General features: G+C 69.0%; 12 protein-coding genes and 1 pseudogene. 9 read left to right on the forward strand and 4 right to left on the reverse strand.

Annotation, left to right across the window (positions count from 1 at the left end):
* Nucleotides 1-8 precede the first annotated feature (8 nt).
* The 8 genes from murJ to ABT294_RS33395 all read left to right on the forward strand — a co-directional run bounded on the left by murJ (nt 9) and on the right by ABT294_RS33395 (nt 8378).
* Nucleotides 9-1661, forward strand: coding sequence for a murein biosynthesis integral membrane protein MurJ (murJ, locus tag ABT294_RS33360; protein ID WP_350810292.1), 1653 nt, complete (start codon nt 9-11; stop codon nt 1659-1661).
* Between the two features lie 61 nt (nt 1662-1722).
* On the forward strand, nt 1723-2829 hold the full coding sequence (locus ABT294_RS33365) for a glycosyltransferase family 4 protein (protein ID WP_350810293.1): 1107 nt from the start codon (nt 1723-1725) through the stop codon (nt 2827-2829).
* Nucleotides 2830-3003: 174 nt separating this feature from the next.
* A complete protein-coding gene (locus tag ABT294_RS33370) occupies nt 3004-3990 on the forward strand; it encodes a TerC family protein (protein ID WP_350810294.1) in 987 nt (328 codons plus the stop codon).
* 107 nt (nt 3991-4097) lie between these two features.
* Nucleotides 4098-4742 (forward strand): phosphatidylserine decarboxylase, encoded by a 645-nt coding sequence (locus tag ABT294_RS33375; protein ID WP_502912185.1) that lies wholly within the window; start codon nt 4098-4100, stop codon nt 4740-4742.
* Nucleotides 4729-5550 carry a CDP-diacylglycerol--serine O-phosphatidyltransferase gene (gene pssA / locus ABT294_RS33380; RefSeq protein WP_350810296.1) on the forward strand — a complete coding sequence of 274 codons (822 nt, stop codon included), beginning with the start codon at nt 4729-4731 and terminating at the stop codon, nt 5548-5550. Before ABT294_RS33375 ends, pssA begins: the two co-directional genes overlap by 14 nt.
* Before the next feature lie 37 nt (nt 5551-5587).
* Nucleotides 5588-5857, forward strand: coding sequence for a hypothetical protein (locus tag ABT294_RS33385; RefSeq protein ID WP_350810297.1), 270 nt, complete (start codon nt 5588-5590; stop codon nt 5855-5857).
* Between the two features lie 117 nt (nt 5858-5974).
* The gene (locus tag ABT294_RS33390; RefSeq protein ID WP_350810298.1) at nt 5975-7618 is read left to right on the forward strand and encodes an IS1182 family transposase; all 1644 of its coding nucleotides are present in this window, start codon (nt 5975-5977) and stop codon (nt 7616-7618) included.
* 199 nt (nt 7619-7817) lie between these two features.
* On the forward strand, nt 7818-8378 hold the full coding sequence (locus ABT294_RS33395) for a GNAT family N-acetyltransferase (RefSeq protein WP_350810299.1): 561 nt from the start codon (nt 7818-7820) through the stop codon (nt 8376-8378).
* 314 nt (nt 8379-8692) lie between these two features.
* On the opposite strand, the gene ABT294_RS33400 is transcribed toward ABT294_RS33395, so the two are convergent.
* From ABT294_RS33400 to ABT294_RS33415, 4 genes and pseudogenes are all read right to left on the reverse strand, one after another.
* On the reverse strand, nt 8693-9565 hold the full coding sequence (locus tag ABT294_RS33400; protein ID WP_350810300.1) for a class I SAM-dependent methyltransferase: 873 nt from the start codon (nt 9563-9565) through the stop codon (nt 8693-8695).
* Between the two features lie 204 nt (nt 9566-9769).
* Nucleotides 9770-10995, reverse strand: a pseudogene (locus tag ABT294_RS33405) (IS30 family transposase).
* A gap of 142 nt (nt 10996-11137) precedes the next feature.
* On the reverse strand, nt 11138-11794 hold the full coding sequence (locus ABT294_RS33410) for an MBL fold metallo-hydrolase (protein ID WP_350810301.1): 657 nt from the start codon (nt 11792-11794) through the stop codon (nt 11138-11140).
* Nucleotides 11791-12567, reverse strand: a complete 777-nt coding sequence (locus tag ABT294_RS33415; RefSeq protein WP_350810302.1) for a maleylpyruvate isomerase family mycothiol-dependent enzyme — start codon at nt 12565-12567, stop codon at nt 11791-11793. Before ABT294_RS33415 ends, ABT294_RS33410 begins: the two co-directional genes overlap by 4 nt.
* A 218-nt stretch (nt 12568-12785) precedes the next feature.
* On the opposite strand from ABT294_RS33415, the gene uvrA reads away from it, so the two are divergent.
* Complete coding sequence (gene uvrA / locus ABT294_RS33420; protein WP_350810303.1) at nt 12786-15626, forward strand: excinuclease ABC subunit UvrA; 2841 nt, start codon at nt 12786-12788, stop codon at nt 15624-15626.
* Nucleotides 15627-15672 lie beyond the last annotated feature (46 nt).

The raw sequence follows: 15672 nt of genomic DNA on the forward strand, positions 1-15672 counted from the left end.
GGCGCCGGATGGCTGTCATGACGTCGCGGCTCGCCCGGGGGGTCGCGGGCGGCGCGCTGCTCATCGGCGCGATCACGGTGCTCGCCCGCGTCACGGGGTTCGCCAAGCAGTACGCTCTCGCCCAGACCGTCGGCACCAACTGCCTGAGCACCGCCTACTTCACGGCCAACCAGATCCCCAACATCATCTTCGAGGTCGTCGTCGGCGGCGCCCTGGCCGGGATGGTCGTGCCGGTCCTGGCAGGCTCCGACGGCGAGCCGGGCGCGCGGGCGCGGGCGGGGCGGATCAGCTCGGCGCTGCTGACCTGGGTGGTGGTCGTGCTCGTCCCGCTGGGGGCGCTCACGGCGCTGCTCGCAGGGCCGATCACCGGCCTGTTCTTCCCAGACGCGATCAAGGGGTGCGACGCCGGCGCGGTCAGCGTGGTCGCCACCCGCATGCTGGTGGTGTTCGCCCCCCAGATCCCGCTGTACGGCGTCGCCGTCGTGCTGTACGGGGTGCTGCAGTCGCACAAGCGGTTCGCCGGGCCGGCGCTCGCCCCGCTGGTGTCCAGCATCGTGGTCATCGTCGCCTACCTGCTGTTCGTCCCGCTCAGCCACGGCGTGACCGACCCCGCCAAGGTGCCGGGCGCCGCCGAGCTGGCGCTGTCGGTCGGCACCAGCCTGGGCGTGCTGGCCCTCGTGCTCACCGTGCTCGGCCCGGTCGCCGGGCTGGGCCTGCGCTGGCGGCCCACGCTGCGCTTCCCCGAGGGCGTGGCGGCGCAGGTGCGCAGGCTGGCCCTGGCCGGGGTCGCCGCGCTTCTCGCGCAGCAGGCCGCCATGATCGTGGTGGTGGTGCTGTCGAACTACCAGATCGGCAGCGGGGCGATCGCCGTGTACAACTACGCATGGGCGATCTACCTGGTGCCGTACGCGGTGCTGGCCGTGCCGATCGCCACCAGCGCCTTTCCCCGGCTGGCCGCGCGCGCGGGCGAGGAGGAGGCGTTCGCGGCGCTGGCGGCGCGCACCACGCGGGCGGTGGTGCTCGTGTCGGGGCTGGCCGCCGGGGTGCTCGCCGCCGCGTCCGGGCCCGGCGCGGTGGTGTTCCTGAGCTTCAAGACGGACGTGCCCGCGCTCGGCCTGGCCAGGGCGATCACGCTGTTCGCGCCCGGGTTGATCGGCTACGGGCTCGTCGCCCACCTGAGCCGGGTGCTGTACGCGGCGGGGCGCGGCAGGGCCGCCGCCACGGGCACGGTGGCGGGGTGGGTCGTCGTGATGATCGCCCAGGCCGTCTTCGTGCCGGCCTTCCCCGATGACTGGAAGATCGCCGGGCTGGCGCTGGGCATGACCGCGGGCATGACCGTCGGCGGCGTCCTGCTGCTGGTCTCGGTGGCGCGGACGCGGGGGCGCGCAGCGGTCGCCGGGCTGGGGCGGGCCACGTTCGCGGCCGTGGCGGGCGGGATGGCCGGATACGTGGCAGGGGCGGCCGTCGCGGGCTGGCTCGACGCGCGCGGCGTCTGGCCCAACGTCCTGGCGGCCGCGGTGGCGGCGCTCGTGGCGCTGGTGGCAGGGGGCCTGGTCGTCGCGCTGGCGGACGGCCCCGACATCCGCGAGGTGGCGGGGCCGCTCCTCCGGGGCAGAACGGCCGACCGGCACCCGGCGGACGAGCCCGCCGACGGTCGCTGACGACAGGGCGCCGAAGGGCAACCGCGGTCCGAGAGGATCGCGCTGAGAGGGAGGAGAGGTCGTGCGGGTGGCATTCGTGCTGGGCACCACGTCGGGCGGCACCGGGCGGTACGTCCGGATGCTGGTCGAAGGGCTGGTCCGGCGTGGGCACCGGGTGCTGGTGGCCGGGCCGCGCAGTGTCGAGGAGCAGTTCTCGTTCGCGTCCGCCGGTGGCCGGTTCGCCGAGATCGCCGTCTCCGTCCGTCCGCACCCGCTCAACGACCTGCGTGCGGTGCTGGCGATCCGGCGCCTGATCCGCGACGCGGACGTCGTGCACGCCCACGGTCACCGAGCGGGCGCGCTCGCCGCCCTGGCCTGCGGGCCGCGACTCACCCGGCGCACGCGCGGTGGGCGGGCGCTGGTCGTCACGTTGCACAACGCGCTCACCGCAGGCGGGCTGATCGGGTTCGTCCACGGGGTGCTGGAGCGGATCGTCGCGTGGCGGGCCGATCACGTGCTGGTCGTCTCGCCCGATCTCGGTGCGCGGATGCGTGAGCTCGGCGCTCGCGACGTGCGGCCCGCCGTGGTGGCCGCGCCCCTGCTCAGGCCCGCCAAGCGGGCCGCGGCCGAGGTGCGGGCCGAACTGGGGGCCGGGGATCGGCCCGTCCTGCTGACGGTGGCCCGGCTGGCCCAGCAGAAGGGGCTCGAGAGCCTGCTCGACGCGTCCCGCGGGCCCTGGCACGGCGAGACTCCGCTGTTCGTGGTCGCGGGAGAGGGGCCGGCGCGTCCGTACCTGGAGCGCCGGATCGAGGACGAACGGCTGCCCGTGCTGCTGCTCGGCAACCGCGACGACGTCCCCGACCTGCTCGCCGCCGCCACCGCGGTGGTTTGGCCGAGCCGGTGGGAGGGGCAGCCGCTCAGCCTCAGCGAGACCCTCAAGGCCGGGAGGCCGGTGATCGCGACAGCCGTCGGCGGCGTCCCCGACCTGCTGGGCGGAGCGGGTGTGCTCGTCCCGTACGGTGACGCCGAGGCGCTGCGCGCCGCCGTGCGGGAGGTGGCGGGCGGCGCCGGGGCGGCGGAGAAGCTGGCGGAGGCGTCGGCGCGGCGCGGCACGGAACTGCCCGGGGCCGATGAGGCGCTGGAGAGCGTGCTCGATGTTTACGGCGTCCATAGCCGACTGCGCGATTAGGCGGGGCTTACGGGTTCTCGTATACTGCGGGGGTTAGGGAGGGGAGTATCCCTTCGCGGCAGCCTCGTCATCACGGTGTAGCCCCACTCCACGGGGCCCCCGGGGCTGCCGGTCCGCGTGTTCGGCGGGCGGGAGAGACCTCCGGCAGTCAGTTATGCATGCCGGAGGTTTGACATGAGCGTCCCCACGTGGGCCTGGATCGCCGTGATCGGCGGTCTTCTTGTTGTTCTCGCCATCGACCTCTGGATCGTGGATCGGGGCGAGGCCCGAGAGTTCTCCATGCGGCAGGCCGGATACTGGGTCACGTTCTACGTCATCCTGGCCGCCATCTTCGGCGCGTTGCTCTGGGCCACCTCCGGGCCCGACAAAGCTGGCGAGTTCTTCGCCGGTTACATCACTGAATACAGCTTGAGCGTCGACAACCTGTTCATCTTCTTCATCATCATGAGCAGATTCGCGGTGCCAAGGGCGTACCAACACAAGGTGTTGCTCGTCGGAATCCTGCTCGCGCTGGTCATGCGCGGCATCTTCATCGCCCTCGGCGCCGCCGCACTTGAGCGGTTCAGCTGGCTGTTCTACGTGTTCGGCGCCTTCCTCGTCTACACGGCGATCAATCTGGTTCGCCAGCACCTCAAGGGCGAGGAAGAGGAGTTCAACGAGAACATCCTGCTCAGGTGGGTGCGCAAGGCGTTCCCCACCACTGACGGGTACGTCGGCTCCAAGGTCACGGTGAAGGTCGACGGGCGGCGCATGGTCACCCCCATGCTGATCGTGATGGTCGCCATCGGCACCACCGACCTGCTGTTCGCGCTCGACTCCATCCCGGCCATCTTCGGGCTCACCAAGGACCCGTTCGTCGTCTTCACCGCGAACGCCTTTGCCCTGATGGGGCTGCGTCAGCTCTACTTCCTCCTGGGTGGGCTGCTTCAGCGTTTGGTCTACATCAGCTATGGCTTGGCGTTCATCCTGGGGTTCATCGGGGTTAAGCTGATTATGGAAGCCTTGCACGCCAGCGAGGTCTCCTGGGCGCCCGAAGTCCCGATCTGGGTGTCGCTCACGGTCATCGGCGTCACCATGGTCACCACCACCGTGGCCAGCCTGATCAAGGCCCGCATTGACGCGCGCGAGGGCGAGGAAACCACCCAGAGCAGGGCTAGCTAAACGGCTGTCGAGGCGCTTTGCTTGTGTAGTTTCGTCGTGTAATAGTTACGGATTCTTCTGTAACATCACGGCAAAGCGCCTTGTCCAGTCACCACCAAAGGTTGTTCGTGTCAGACGATTCTGCTAAGAAGGGCCGCCGCGTGCGGCTCGCGCGCGGGGTCTCCCCGTGGCTCCTCCCGACTGTCGCCGCCGCGGCGGCAACCGCGTTCCTGACGCGCCGGGACCGGCGCTGGGCGCTCGCGGCCGTGCCGCTGAGCGCGCTGACCGGTGGCATGCTCTGGTTCTTCCGCGACCCCGACCGCACCGCCGGCGAGGGCCGCGTCCTGTCGCCCGCCGACGGCGTGGTGCAGAGCATCGACCCCTGGCCGGACGGCCGCACCCGGGTGGCGATCTTCATGAGCCCGCTGAACGTGCACGTCAACAGGGCCCCCCTTGCGGGAAATGTCGCATCCGTGCAGCATGTGGCGGGTGGCTTCCTGCCGGCTTTCAACAAGGACAGCGACCAGAACGAACGTGTGGTGTGGCATTTCGAGACCGCGCTCGGCGACATCGAGATGGTGCAGATCGCGGGCGCGGTGGCGCGCCGGATCGTGCCGTACCTGAGCTCGGGCGCCAAGGTCGCGCAGACCGAGCGGATCGGCCTCATCAGGTTCGGCTCCAGAGTCGACATCTACCTTCCCGAAGGGATCTCGCCCGCGGTCTCCGTGGGGGAGAAGACGGTTGCGGGGGTGACCAGAATTGACCGCGGCTGACGCTGGCGGCTGGCAGGCGGATGAAGAAGAACCACGCGGCCCGGTCGGTAAGGCGTTCCGCCTGTCCGCTGCCGACTCTCTCTCGCTGGGCAACGCCATCTGCGGGTTCCTCGCGGTGTGCGTCCTGGCCTCATCGGCGATCCAGTCGCTCAGGGCGGGCGGCAACTTCACCCCCGCGCCGAGCTACTTCGCGACCGCCGTGGTGCTGCTGCTCATCGGTGCCACCTGCGACCTGTTCGACGGCCTGGTCGCGCGGCGCTTCCGCGCGTCCGCGATGGGCGCGGAGCTCGACAACCTCGCCGACGTGATCAGCTTCGGGTTCGCGCCCGCGTTCATGGTCGTGATCTGGGGTGGTTTCACCGACAAGGTGCCGTTCCCCGCGGTGGTCGCCGCCGCGGCGGCGGTGCTGGTCGCGGGCGTCGTGCGGCTGGCCAGGTTCGCCTGTGTCAAGACCAAGAGCGGTGACTTCATGGGCCTGCCCATCCCGATGGGCGCCATGACCGTCATCTCGATCGTGCTGCTGTTCCAGCCCAGCATCTGGTCCCTGCTCGCGGTGCTGGGCGTGGCCTGGCTGATGGTCAGCCGCATCGAGTACCCCAAGCCGAAGGGGCAGCTCGCCGCGGTCGTCCTCGGCTGGATCATGGTGAACGTGGCGTTCCTCACCTTCTGGGTCGCCTGGCCCGAGGGCGGCGACATGCCGATCAAGATCGGCGCGACCATGCAGATCGCGCTTGTGGCCGCGATCCCGCTGCGGGTGCTCTTCTACAAGCGCGAGCAGCGCAGGGAAGCCGAGCGCATCCACGGCTAAGGGCGATTTTTCGTCCCTCTTCGGTTTTGATGGAGGCATGTCAGCCCCGCGTGAGCACACCCGCACGTACTTCCTCGGCAAGCTGGCCAGGGAGCTGGAACAGCGCGGGCTGACCGCCACCCTGCGCGCCTATCCGCCCGCGCTGCGGGTCAGCGACCCCGACACCGCGATGCTCGCCGAGACCGTCGACTGCGTCCCGATGCAGGACGGCTGGTTCTACCGCTGGTCGTGGGGCGAGGTCGTGGGCCTCGCCGACGACCCGGCGCTGGCCGCCCAGCGGATCGCCCAGGTGCTCGCGGCGCGCTGACCCCCGCCTGCCGAATGGGACACCGTTGGCGAAGTAGATCAAAAAGCAGCGGCCTCGTGATCACGTCTGTGATCATGGGGCCGCTCTTGTCTTTCTTGCTCGCGGATGGAGTCGTGGGTGTCGCTGCGTTCGACTGATCCAGATCAGATCCCGGCGGCCACCCTGGCGGTGGCTCGGGCGGCATTCCCGAAGGGCAGCCTGGCGATCCGTATCCGAGATGCATTGGGTGTCCTGTTCCATGACGAGGCCTTCGCCGCGGCGTTCTCCACCCGTGGCCGCTCGGCGCTGTCCCCGGCTCGGCTGGCGCTGGTGTCGATCCTGCAGTTCGGTGAGGGACTGTCCGACCGGCAGGCGGCCGAGGCCGTGCGAGCGCGGATCGACTGGAAGTATGCGCTCGGGTTAGAGCTGACCGACGCCGGCTTTGACTACTCGGTGCTCAGCGAGTTCCGGGATCGCCTGATCGCAGGATCGCTTGAACAGAGCCTGCTCGACACGATCTTGGAGCGTGCCGTGACCGCCGGGCTGCTTCGAACTGGCGGTCGGCAGCGGACCGACTCCACTCACGTGCTCATGGCCATGCGCACGATGAATCGGTTGGAGCAGGTGCATGAGACGGTGCGCGCCGCGCTCAACGCGCTGGCCGCCGCAGCACCCGACTGGCTGCTGGCTCAGGCCGAGCCCGGATGGTTCGAGCGCTACGAGGCCCGCGTCGAGGACTATCGACTGCCGAAGAACAAGGCTGAGCGCATCCTGCTCGGCCACGAGATTGGTGCCGATGGGAATGGTGTCCTGCGTGCGGTTTACTCGCAGGACGCTCCTGGGTGGCTGCGTGACATCCCCGCGGTGCAGACGCTGCGCCATGTATGGATCCAGCAGTACGTCACCATCGACGGTCAACTGCGCTGGCGAGCCCCTGACGAGCAGCCGCCGGGCACGATCCGCCAGATCTCGCCCTACGACGGCGATGCCCGAGCCGGAACCAAGCGCGACTCGCACTGGGACGGCTACAAGGTGCATCTCACGGAGACGTGCGACACCGACGCGCCGCATTTGATCACCAATGTGATCACCGCTCCGTCGCCCGGCAGCGACTACGAGGCCACCGGCCTGGTTCAGGAGGCCCTGGCTTCGCGTGAGCTGACGCCGGCAGTGCATCTGGCCGACAAGGGTTACATGAGCGCGCACAACTTCGCTCGCGCCGATCGCCGCGGCATCGAACTGCTGGGGCCGATGATGCCCGACAACGCCTGGCAAAGCGCCGAGGGCAACGGCTTTGCCGTCAGTGACTTCCATATCGACTGGGACATCCGCGTCATAACCTGTCCCACCGGAGCCACCAGCTCGCCCTGGGCCAACGAAACCGATCAAGGCGGAACTCCGGTCGTCCGCGTGCGCTTTTCGATGCGTGACTGCAAGGCCTGTCCCAGCCGGGACCTGTGCACCTGCGGAGCCAAAGGGCGACGCATCACCCTGCGCCCACAGGAGGAGCACGAAGCCCTGCAACGCGCCCGGCAGAGGCAAAGCACGGACGAATGGCAGCAACGCTACGCCCACAGGGCCGGCGTGGAGGGCACCATCGCCCAAGGCGTCAAAGGCTTTGGCCTGCGCAGACCCCGCTACCGCGGGACCGCCATGACCCACCTCCAGCACCTCCTCATCGCCGCAGCGATGAACCTCACCAGACTCGACGCATGGCTCACCGGAACGCGGCTGGCTCCAACCCGCACTTCGCACTTCGCCGCCTTACGCCCTGCGGCGTGACCACCGAATGGTCGGCGCGTAGAAGAAGTGCAGCGGTTTACTCTTACGGTGAGCGCCGCAAACCAGGAGAATCGGTGCCCGGCGTGATCTTTTCAGCGGGTTGGTGCTCGTGGTGGTGGATGCCGTCGTGAGCAAGTTCGGTTGATCAATCACTCCAAACTTCGTGGACGTCTGTCGGACACTCTGCGACCATCGCACGGTGGCAGATGAAGCCGATCGCCAGACGTCGTTCCCCACCAGTCCGAAGCATGTGCGCTTTGTCGAGTTGTCGAGCACCGCGATGTCCGCTCTGCTCGATGGGGATCTGCCCACAGCCAGCAACACGGCTGGGGTCGCTCTGACTGAGTACTTCGTGACAGACAGAGCACAGTGGCTGTGGCGGATTCGGATCGACCAGATGGCCGCCGACCCCCGCCACGTACGGTGGATAGCGCGGCAAGCGGTAACCGGGCCCGAAGGTGTCGTCATCGGTCATGCCGGCTTTCACGGACCGCCCGATGAGGCGGGCATGGTCGAGATCGGCTACGCGGTCGCTCCTGACTTCCGTCGCCAGGGGTACGGCCGAGCCATCCTGATCGAGTTGCTGTGCCGGGCCGCGGCCGAACCGGCGGTCAAGACCGTACGGGCGACGATCAGTCCCGACAATGTGGCGTCCCTGGCCACGATCGCCGGCTTCGGCTTCGTCAAGGTCGGAGAAGACTGGGACGAAGAGGACGGTCTCGGACTCATCTTTGAAGTTCCTGCCAACCGCAGCTGCTAGATGCAAACCATCCTCGTTCCGAGCCCTGCCCTCATTCTGTTGCTTTCAGCGGTGAAGCTGGCTCGGCATACAGCTCCTAACACGGGAAAGGCCCCGTGATCACTGATGGCGCATTCCAGAGGCCGTCGCAACACAGTGATCACTTACTGGTGACGGCCAGCATAGCGAGTTGATCACCGCTGCGCGTCCTTCCAGGCCGGCCGGTCCGGCCCGGGAAGGACGCCCGCCACGCCCGCCACTCGACTTCCCGGCCAGGGAGCCACAGAGGAGCGATGCTGAACCCGATCACCTTGAGAGAGATCGAACTCACCCTTCTAACGCTGAAAGTGCCAGAACAGCATCGACGGCGTCCCGACGGTGGCCGCGTGTGCCGCCTCGGGCGCGAGGTCGCACAGGGCCCACGGCCACACATCCCACGGCTCCAGGACCTCAGTTCGCTCGCCAGGTTCCCCTGGCGAGTGCAGAGGCTCCTCGCAACGCCGTACCTGGAGTCCGGCCGCCAGCGCGGCTCGCAGGTAGTCGCCGACCAGGTGGCGGTAGGTGGCCACCCTCCCCGGCCGGCCGTCGGGCAGCCGCACGGGCGGGACCACTCCCCGGGCCACGCCCTCGGGATGGATGTCGGCGATCACCAGGTGCCCACCAGGCCGCAACACCCGGGCGAACTCGGTCAGCATCGGGCCCAGCGCGGGCACATGTGTCAACGCCAACGAGCAGACCACCAGGTCAACGGACCCGTCGGGCACCGGCAGCGACGACAGGTCACCCAGCTGGAACTCCGCCTGCGGCACCCGCCGGCGCGCCCACTCCAGCATGTCGGGCGAGCTGTCCACGCCGCGCACCCGATGGCCGCGCCCAGCCAGATAAGCCGCGATCCTGCCGGTGCCGCACGCCGCATCCAGCGCCTCGCCGACCGGTAGCGCGTCGACAATCTCCCGGATGAAGGGCTCGTCGAGGTCGAACGAAGCGTTGGGCCCGTCGTAGGTCTGCGACCAGATCCGGTAACCCTCCACGGTATCCACGGAGGCAACCTCGACAGCGGCGCCGGAAAGGGAGTCATCGTCGAGGAACTTGCGAATCTCGGTCAGGCGCTTCTCGATGAACGCGCGGTCGTGCTCGCCGGTGTAGGCCCGCATCAGAGCGATGCCCTCAAGTCCGAGCACGTACGCCAAAGGATGCTCGTAGATCACCGCGACACGGTAACGGCGGCTGCTGCGGGGAAGCTACCGAATTTCGAGCCGGACGGGGCATGTGAGATGCGCCATGGTCCCGCGACGGTGGCCTCCACCGCTTCGACTGACCCGCTTCACTTGAGCGGGCACCCCTTCAAAGATCGCTTTAAGGGATCAAAGACACCCTCTCAGAGCGATGCGGGCCGCACTGCCTTGTGCAGGTCAGCCGCAGGACACCAAGAGCTCCGCGAGGCGTTCCGCCGGGGTGTTCCAGCCGAGCGTCTTCCGGGGTCTGGCGTTCAACTCAGCGGCGACGGCGTCGAGTTCCTCGCACATGTGCACCGACAGGTCGGTGCCCTTGGGGAAGTACTGGCGCAGCAGGCCGTTCGTGTTCTCGTTGGAGCCGCGTTGCCACGGGCTGGCCGGGTCGCAGAAGTAGACCGGCATGCCTGCGGCGACGGAGAACTCATGGTGGCGTCCCATCTCGCTACCCTGGTCCAGGTGAGGGAGCGCCGGAGATGGGCCGGTAGCGTCGCGATGGTCTCCAGCAGGGCATCGCGCATGCTGACCGCGCTATGGTCGTGCGGCAGGTGAACGAGCATGACGTAGCGAGTGGTGCGTTCGACCAGGGTCCCGATGGCCGATGTCTGGTTCTTGCCGATGATGAGGTCGCCTTCCCAATGTCCGGGAACGGCCCGGTCGTCAACCTCGGCAGGCCGTTCGCTGAGCATGACCATGGGCGCGCTGTAGCGGGGCTGGCGCTGCTGGGCCAGGCGGCGCGGCTTGCGCATCGCGCGGCCCGTCCGCAGCGCCTTGGTCAGCTCGCGGCGCAGCTCGCCGCGGCCCTGGACGTAGAGCGCTTGGTAGATGGTCTCGTGGCACACATGCATCTCCGGCCGGTCAGGGAAGCTCCTGCGCAGGCTCTGGGAGATCTGCTCGGGACTCCAGCGTTTATGCAGGCAGTCCTGAATGTATGCTCGCAGCTCGGGGTTCTGGCCGATCTTGCCCGGTTTGGGCCGCGGCCGTCGTGCGTCCGCGCGGGCCTGTGCCGCGTACGGCCGATAGTCGCCGCTGGTCGGGTGGCCGTTGCGGCGGACTTCTCTGCTGATCGTGGACGGACTCCGTCCAAGCGTGGCGGCGATCGACCGGATCGATCCGCCCTCGCGCACCAGATCAGCGATGGTCAGGCGCTCCTCCTGGGATAAGTACCGAGAACGCGAAGAGGCCTGGGCCACCGACGCACGACGCGCCGGCGGCCGAGGCTTCTTCTTGCGTCCTTCAGGTCGCCCGTTGCGCCACTCCCGCCCGGTTCGCGGGTTGACGCCGACGATGCGACACGCCTCCTTGTTGCTCACGCCCTGCTGCACGAGAGCAAGGTAGTGCTCCCGCTCCTTGGCCAGCTTCTTGCGTCCCTGAGGAGATCGAATCTCCCGGATCTCGAAGTCCATCGCATCCCCTGAGGTGGGGTGTTGCGACGACCACTAGAACGAAAGGATTTTGTTGATCACGGGGCCTTTCCCGTTCGATCTACTTCGCCAACAGCGTCCCGATGGCGGGCGGGGGCGCCACGGCGTGTCGGCGCGGCCGGGGTCACCAGCCTCTGGCCCGCCATTCCCCCAGGTGCGGACGCTCGGCGCGCAGCGTGGTGTCCTTGCCGTGGCCCGGATACACCCAGGTCTCGTCGGGCAGCCGGTCGAAGATCCGCTCGACCACGTCCGTGTAGAGCCGGGTGAAGCGCTCGGGGTCCTTCTGCGTGTTGCCCACGCCGCCGGGGAAGAGCGAGTCGCCGGTGAACAGGTGCTGCTCGGCGCCTCCGCCGTCGTAGAGCAGCGCGATCGAGCCGGGCGTGTGGCCGCGCAGGTGGATGACCTCCAGCGTGACCGTTCCCACGGTGATCCGGTCGCCGTGCTCCACCGTGCGGTCGACCGGGACCGGCAGCGCGGGCGCGTCGAGCGGGTGCGCGAGCACCTGGGCGCCGGTCACCTTGGCCACCTGCTCGAGCGCCTGCCAGTGGTCGCCGTGCTGGTGGGTGGTGACGATCGAGCTGAGCGGCTGGTCGGTGACCAGGGCCAGCAGCCGGTCGGCGTCGGCTGCCGCGTCGATGAGCAGCCCGTCGCCGGTCTCGACGCAGCGCAGCAGGTAGGCGTTGTTGTCGTACGGCCCGACGGCCAGCTTGTTGATCGTCAGCTTGGGCAGCTCACGGACGTCGGCGGGACCGCCGACCTGGACGTCACCGGTGTAGGTCATGGGTAGTCCTCTGGAGGCGTCGCGGGCAGGTCAGCGGGGGCGGTCACGATCAGCCACGGTGGCGGCGCCGGGAGGGCCGCGGGGCCCGGTGTCATCGTCCGCCCCTCGGGCACCAGCCTAACCCCCTCGCCGCCGGACCTTCCCGTCAACCAGGCGAGCATGTCGGCCGGAGCGCCCTCGACCGATGGGCCGTCCTCGCCGACTTTCCACTCCGCTCCGGACAGCCGGAAGCTCCTGATCGGGCTGTTCTCGCGCGGCCAGGTGGCCGCGCAGTCGTGCAGCTCCCGCAGGACGAACGCCTCGGGCCAGTCGGAGGGGCCGTAGCCCGCGCCGAGGTCCACGTGGTGCATGCCCACTTCACGCAGCCGCCGGACCAGGCAGTACCAGGCGGGGTGGTCCGGCGGGCGCATGCCGGCCACCGAGGCCCGCCACGCCTGCTCGGGCAGGTCGCGGACGGCCGCGTCCAGGCGGGCGGCGCTGTCGCGCAGGTCGGCCAGGTGCTCGGCGGCGGGACGGGCCGCCTGGGCCTCGATCTCGGCCTCCCTGGACTCGGCCGTCGGGTACTGAGGAGTCTTGACGCCGGTCTTCGCCCAGGTCAGCAGACGGATGTGGCTGTCGGCGTTCCTGGCCACGTGGGCGAGCACGTGGCCCCTGCTCCAGCCGGGCAGACGGGAGGGGGCGGCGACGTCGTCGTCGGACAGGCCCGCCGTGGTGGCCAGCAGTCGGTCGGTCGCGGCGGCCAGCTCGGCCTGCAGCGCGGGAAGGACTGTCATGTGGCGATATTTCACCATCCTTGGTCGCGGGCCGGCGGCGGGGCATAAAACGGCAGGTCACGAGGTTCACAGCTAAAGGCCTCCTGCCTGGGTGGGAGCAGGCCGTAACCTGGGAGGGACGGATTTTCGGGGGCAGGAACGCGGGCCGCCGAAATTGTCGGAGCCCCCGTCTACCATCCCCCGTGGACCTATCCGCCTTTTTGACATCCGGGATCGCCGTGGCAGACCGCCTGATCGTGCGTGGTGCACGAGAGCACAACCTCAAGGACGTCTCGCTGGACCTACCGCGAGACTCGCTGATCGTCTTCACCGGCCTGTCCGGCTCGGGCAAGTCGAGCCTGGCCTTCGACACGATCTTCGCCGAGGGGCAGCGTCGCTACGTCGAGTCCCTGTCCGCGTACGCCCGTCAGTTCCTCGGCCAGATGGACAAGCCCGACGTCGACTTCATCGAGGGCCTGTCACCCGCGGTGTCGATCGACCAGAAGGCCACCAGCAAGAACCCCCGCTCCACGGTCGGCACGATCACGGAGGTCTACGACTACCTGCGGCTGTTGTGGGCGCGCATCGGCAAGCCGCACTGCCCCGTGTGCGCTCGCCCGATCGCCAGGCAGACCCCGCAGCAGATCGTCGACCGCGTGATGGACCTCGACGAGGGCACCCGGTTCCAGGTCCTGGCCCCCGTCATCAGGGGGCGCAAGGGCGAGTACGCCGAGCTCTTCCGCGAGCTGCAGACCAAGGGCTTCGCCAGGGCCAGGGTCGACGGCACGGTCGTGCGGCTGGAGGAGCCGCCGACGCTGAAGAAGTACGAGAAGCACGACATCGAGGTCATCGTCGACCGCCTGTCGGTCAAGGAGTCGGCGCGGCGCAGGCTCACCGACTCGGTCGAGACCGCGCTGCAGCTGTCCGGCGGCACCATCACGCTGGAGTTCGTCGACCTGCCGGAAGACGACCCAGGCCGCGAGCGGTTCTACTCCGAGCACCTCTACTGCCCCTACGACGACCTGTCGTTCGAGGAGTTGGAGCCGCGCTCGTTCTCGTTCAACTCGCCGTTCGGCGCCTGCCCCGAGTGCACCGGCCTCGGCACCAAGATGGAGGTCGACCCCGACCTCGTCGTCCCCGACCCCGAGCGGGCTCTCGGCGAGGGCGCGCTGCACCCCTGGTCGGGCGGGCACACGAGCGAGTACTTCGTCAGGCTGATCGAGGCGCTGGGCCACGCCATGGGCTTCACCCTCGACACGCCGTGGGAGAAGCTGGCCAGGAAGGCGCAGAAGGCGCTGCTGTACGGCCACGACGAGCAGGTCCACGTCCGCTACAGCAACCGCTACGGCCGCCAGCGCTCCTACTACACCACCTACGAGGGCGTCATCGCGTGGGTGCAGCGCAGGCACGCCGAAGCCGAGAGTGACTCGACCCGCGAGCGGTTCGAGGGCTACATGCGCGAGATCCCCTGCCCCGCCTGCAAGGGGGCCAGGCTCAAGCCGGTCACGCTGGCCGTCACGGTCGCCGACAAGTCGATCGCCGACGTGGCCGCCATGTCGATCGGCGAGTGCGCGAAGTTCCTGGCCGCGCTCAAGCTGTCCGACCGCGACATGCAGATCGCCGAGCGGGTGGTCAAGGAGATCAACGCCCGCATGGGCTTCCTGCTCGACGTCGGCCTCGACTACCTGACCATGGACCGAGCCGCCGCGACCCTGGCGGGTGGCGAGGCGCAGCGCATCAGGCTGGCCACCCAGATCGGGTCCGGCCTGGTCGGCGTGCTGTACGTGCTCGACGAGCCGTCGATCGGCCTGCACCAGCGCGACAACATGCGGCTGCTCGACACGCTGATCAGGCTGCGTGACATGGGCAACACGCTGATCGTGGTCGAGCACGACGAGGACACCATCGCCGCCGCCGACTGGGTGGTCGACATCGGCCCCGGCGCGGGCGAGCACGGCGGTCAGGTCGTCGTCTCCGGCACCGTCCAGGAACTGCTGGCCAGTGAGGAGTCGATGACCGGGCAGTACCTGTCCGGGCGCCGGAGCATCCCGATCCCCGCCAAGCGCCGCAAGCGCGACAGGAAGCGGCAGATCACCGTGAAGGGCGCGCGCGAGCACAACCTCAAGGGCGTCGACATCGACTTCCCGCTCGGCGTGTTCACCGCCGTCACCGGCGTGTCGGGGTCCGGCAAATCCACGCTGGTCAACGACATCCTCTACAACGCGCTGGCCAAGGAGCTCAACGGCGCGCGCACGGTGCCGGGGCGCCACTCCCGCATCAACGGGATCGACCTGGTCGACAAGGTGGTCCACGTCGACCAGTCGCCGATCGGCCGCACCCCGCGGTCCAACCCGGCCACCTACACAGGCGTGTTCGACCACATCCGCAAGCTGTTCGCGGCCACCACCGAGGCGAAGGTCCGCGGCTACCAGCCCGGGCGGTTCAGCTTCAACGTCAAGGGCGGGCGCTGCGAGGCGTGCGCGGGCGACGGCACGATCAAGATCGAGATGAACTTCCTGCCGGACGTGTACGTCCCGTGCGAGGTCTGCCACGGCGCCCGCTACAACCGCGAGACGCTGGAGGTCCACTACAAGGGCCGGACGATCTCCGAGGTCCTCGACATGCCGATCGAGGAGGCGCTGGGCTTCTTCGACGCGATCCCCGCGATCAAGCGGCACCTGCAGACCCTGCACGACGTCGGCCTCGGGTACGTGCGGCTCGGGCAGCCCGCCACCACGCTCTCCGGCGGCGAGGCGCAGCGCGTCAAGCTCGCCTCCGAACTGCAGCGCCGGCAGACCGGCCGGACGATCTACGTCCTCGACGAGCCGACCACCGGCCTGCACTTCGAGGACATCCGCAGGCTGCTCGGCGTGCTCGGCAGGCTGGTCGACGGCGGCAACACGGTGATCGTCATCGAGCACAACCTCGACGTCATCAAGACCTCCGACTGGGTCATCGACATGGGGCCCGAGGGCGGCTCCCGGGGCGGCACCCTGGTCGCCGCCGGAACCCCCGAGGACGTGGCCCTGGTCGACGACAGCCACACCGGGCGGTTCCTGCGCAAGATCCTGGAGCTCTGACACACCGGCGCCCTGATCCCCGTCCGGGAATCAAGGCGTCACCGAT

It is taken from the genome of Nonomuraea sp. NPDC000554 (assembly GCF_040300065.1).
GTDB lineage: Bacteria > Actinomycetota > Actinomycetes > Streptosporangiales > Streptosporangiaceae > Nonomuraea.

What these genes read in the sequence shown, in the direction of transcription:
- murJ (WP_350810292.1), top strand. Translation starts at nt 9, where the DNA reads ATGGCTGTCATGACGTCGCGGCTCGCCCGGGGGGTCGCGGGCGGCGCG.
- ABT294_RS33370 (WP_350810294.1), top strand. Translation starts at nt 3,004, where the DNA reads ATGAGCGTCCCCACGTGGGCCTGGATCGCCGTGATCGGCGGTCTTCTT.
- ABT294_RS33385 (WP_350810297.1), top strand. Translation starts at nt 5,588, where the DNA reads ATGTCAGCCCCGCGTGAGCACACCCGCACGTACTTCCTCGGCAAGCTG.
- ABT294_RS33410 (WP_350810301.1), bottom strand. Translation starts at nt 11,794, where the DNA reads ATGACCTACACCGGTGACGTCCAGGTCGGCGGTCCCGCCGACGTCCGT.
- ABT294_RS33415 (WP_350810302.1), bottom strand. Translation starts at nt 12,567, where the DNA reads ATGACAGTCCTTCCCGCGCTGCAGGCCGAGCTGGCCGCCGCGACCGAC.